Origin of the sequence: Nostoc sp. 2RC, from assembly GCF_014222165.1 — a bacterium.
Lineage (GTDB): Bacteria > Cyanobacteriota > Cyanobacteriia > Cyanobacteriales > Nostocaceae > Nostoc > Nostoc linckia.
The window spans coordinates 1-3592 of sequence record NZ_JACKZU010000550.1 but is presented as its reverse complement, the minus strand read 5'-3'; the positions used below and the strand labels follow the sequence as shown (position 1 = coordinate 3592).

Here is a 3592-nt window from a genome sequence, read left to right as displayed (position 1 = left end):
GATATTGACGAAGGCACATTTGACTTTGCCATCAGTGGCACAGTTAAACCTGTTCCTACTCCAGAAATCCAAGTTCTTAACGGCACAGTTGATATTGCAGATGGTATGACCACCATTGATTTTGGCAACACCACTGTCGGTAACACCCTAACTGAAACCTTTACTATTCAGAATATCGGCACAGCTGCACTCAACTTAAGTAATCTTGAACTTCCTGACGGCTTCAGTTTAGTGGGAACTTTACCCACTAGTGTGGCTGCAAATGCTTCCACCACCATCACTGTGGCACTCAACACTAATACACCTGGAACCTATAGTGGTAGTTTGAGTTTAAGCAACAACGATAGTAATGAAAGTCCTTTTGACTTTGCTATTACCGGCATAATTAAACCCGCTCCTACTCCGGAAATTCCAATTCTCAATGGCACCAGCCGTTCCGAGTTCTTACAAGGCAATGCCCCAGCCAACAAGATTTATGGCTTTGGGGGATCGGATACCATCGTAGGTAATCTCAAAAATGACCAACTTTTCGGAGGTGATGGAAACGATACTCTCTGGGGAAGTGATGGTGATGACTTGCTCTATGGCGATAGTGGTAACGACTATCTTTCCGGTAATAATGACAACGATACCATATTTGGTGGTATTGGCGATGACAAACTCTACGGAGGCGCAGGCAATGACTGGCTTTATGGCGGTTCAGGTAACGACATACTCACAGGAGGTTATGGTAATGATATTTTTGTGTTGGCTTCACGGGAAGGTACTGACTCAATTCTTGACTTTGAAGTAGGTAAAGACAAAATTGCTCTCTCAGGTGGTCTGCAATTTGGTCAATTAGTGATACAGCAAAAAGCAAGTCAAGCCTTCATTCTAGATAGTTCTGACAATCAAGTGTTGGCGAAGTTGGATAATGTGAGTGCAAGTATACTTATAGCTCAGGCTTCTACAACTTTTATGACTATTTAGTTCAGTTGGGGACTTGCAAATAAAACAATATTCCATAGAAGATTGTTGACTGTTAACCGTTGGCGGTTGACAGTTAACTATTAATAGTCATCAGTCAACTACCTTACCAATTTGGTATGATTTCTATCAATTAGTTATGTTGCAAAAACTTAACAATTAGCCAGATTTGAGATTACAGCTACTCGTTAGTTTGCGATCGCCAATTTGCTAATCCTAAATTTAAAAACTTGGCCCACTCCGCCGCTAAAGGAATTTCTGTAAACGGAACGCGCACTGAGTCAGTGGATTGGGAAAAGACAAACTCTAACTCTATAGAACTACCTTTTTTTGGTAAATTCTCTATATTTATTAATTTGCCATCTACTAAAAGATGTATTTCTTGGACATTAATTAAAGAAAATGTTTCTAACTTAATCGGCCCTTGGGGTGTGGGTTTACCCCAGGTTATAGAGTTTCCTTTTTGACCTAATACTGAATAAATATCATACTTAGCCCGTTCAAATTGCTCTGCCCAAGCACGATAGGCTTCAACTTTTTGATACTCCCTTGAGCCTTGCCAAGCTAGCCAGAAAAACATTGCTAATAGAGGTAACCACAAAAGACCACGTTCCATCGTTTCAACAGTCCTGAGTTATGAAGTGAAGGTAAACTAAAGTGCAAATTACACCAACAAGGGGCACAGATAAGTTATGGTAGTGGGAAAACTGGCAAAAAGCGGTGATGAGTTAATATGAGAAAGCTTATATTATTGTGCTTGTTTGTCATTGGGTTGGGAACTGCTGTATTTGGTTTCCTGAATTTCCAGGGACTTGCAGTTAAAGGCGATTTTGAGACGATTTTGCTTGATTTTCGTGAAGATATTCCATCAAGTGTGGTGCAACAGAATTTACAAGCGATCGCTAAACAATACAACGTTACACCCCAATTAGACAACAAGTTTTCTGCCAAGGATAATGTCTATATTATCAAGGGCGATGGACAGCGACTCCAAGAACTAAAAAAATCTCAGTTTGCCCAAGTTACAGAATTCATAGAGCCAAACTATATCTACAGAAAGATTCCACAACCAGGTGAAGCCGCTTGGCTGGGAGAATTTTTGCGACCCGAAGAAAACGATGAGGTAAATCTCTCATTAACTGGCCCCAATGACCAATATTACAGCAAGCAGTGGAACTTGCACAAAATTGGCATTGAAGGCGCATGGAGTCAAACCAAAGGTAGTGGTGTCACCGTTGCAGTGATTGACACTGGGATTACCAAGGTGCGCGACTTATACGAGACGAAATTTGTCAAAGGCTATGATTTTGTCAACGACAGAGAAAAAGCTGATGACGATAACGGTCATGGTACTCACGTTGCTGGAACCATTGCCCAAGCCACAAATAACAAATATGGCGTAGCTGGAATTGCTTATGAAGCCAGTTTGATGCCACTGAAGGTACTGAGTGCCTATGGTGGCGGTACTGTAGCCGATATTGCCGAAGCGATTAAATTTGCTGCCGATAAAGGCGCAGATGTGATTAATATGAGCTTGGGTGGTGGTGGTGAAAGCAAGTTGATGAAAGAAGCGATCGAATATGCCCATAGAAAAGGTGTAGTCATCATTGCCGCAGCAGGTAATGAAAGCGCCAACGGGGCAAGTTATCCGGCGCGTTATCCTCATGTCATCGGTGTTTCAGCCATCGGCCCGGACGGCGAAAAAGCACCTTATTCCAACTTTGGTGCAGGGGTCGATATCTCAGCTCCCGGTGGTAGCGAAGCTGGTAAGATTCTGCAAGAAACCATTAACGAAAAAGGCGAAGGCGTATTTCTTGGTTTCCAAGGTACAAGCATGGCTTCCCCTCACGTTGCTGGTGTGGCGGCATTAATCAAAGCTAGTGGTATTAAAGAACCAGATGAAATTTTAAAAGTCCTCAAACAATCAGCACGAGTTATCCAAGATGATGGTTTGAATTATTATGGCGCAGGACAACTGAATGCAGAAGCAGCAGTGAAACTAGCTGTTGGAGGGCAAATCAGTTTCCAAGATTTCTTCCGGTGGTTAAGAGACAACGGCTACTTGAATCCTGGCTTTTGGATTGACGGTGGTGCAGTAGCACTGTTACCCAAGATTTTAATGGTCATTGGTTCTTACCTACTGGCTTGGTTTTTACGAGTTTACTTCCCCTTCACTTGGAGTTGGTCTTTGTTTAGCGGTTTAATTGCTGGCAGTTCTGGGTTATTTTTCCTCAAAGGAATTTATATCTTTGACCTTCCTCAATGGCCCTTCCGGGTTTTGGGCAGTTCAATTCCCGAACTCGGCAATACCCTCCAAGGAACTGATGCATTAAATCCCTTATTTGCCAGCGTATTGATTCCCATTGTCTTAATGGCATTACTGTTAGGACATCCCAGCTGGAAATGGTTTGCTATAGGTTCAACACTAGGAGTAACAGCCTGCTTAACAGTAAGTGCCATTTACGACCCAGCAGTTTGGGGATTTGGAAACGTTAATTTAGCACGTCTATTTCTCATCGCCAACGCCATACTTTGTTACGGACTTGCTCGTTTAGCATTGCAAAACGAAGAAAAAGCAGCATAAATGGGTATGGGGCAAGCAGGAGGTGTGGGAGGTGTGGGAGGA

General features: G+C 42.7%; 3 protein-coding genes. 2 read left to right on the top strand and 1 reads right to left on the bottom strand.

The genetic code is table 11. The annotated features are described in order from the left end of the window. The coding region (locus GNE10_RS32950) for a choice-of-anchor D domain-containing protein (protein WP_260447130.1) at window positions 1-969 on the top strand (969 nt) is incomplete at its 5' end. 178 nt (window positions 970-1147) lie between these two features. Here the strand turns inward: GNE10_RS32950 and GNE10_RS32945 are convergent. Continuing rightward, window positions 1148-1582: a hypothetical protein gene (locus GNE10_RS32945; protein WP_185570250.1), complete on the bottom strand. Its 435-nt coding sequence runs from the start codon at window positions 1580-1582 to the stop codon at window positions 1148-1150. Window positions 1583-1699: 117 nt separating this feature from the next. Between GNE10_RS32945 and GNE10_RS32940 the strand changes: the two genes are divergently transcribed. Continuing rightward, window positions 1700-3550, top strand: a complete 1851-nt coding sequence (locus GNE10_RS32940) for a S8 family peptidase (protein ID WP_185570248.1) — start codon at window positions 1700-1702, stop codon at window positions 3548-3550. Window positions 3551-3592 lie beyond the last annotated feature (42 nt).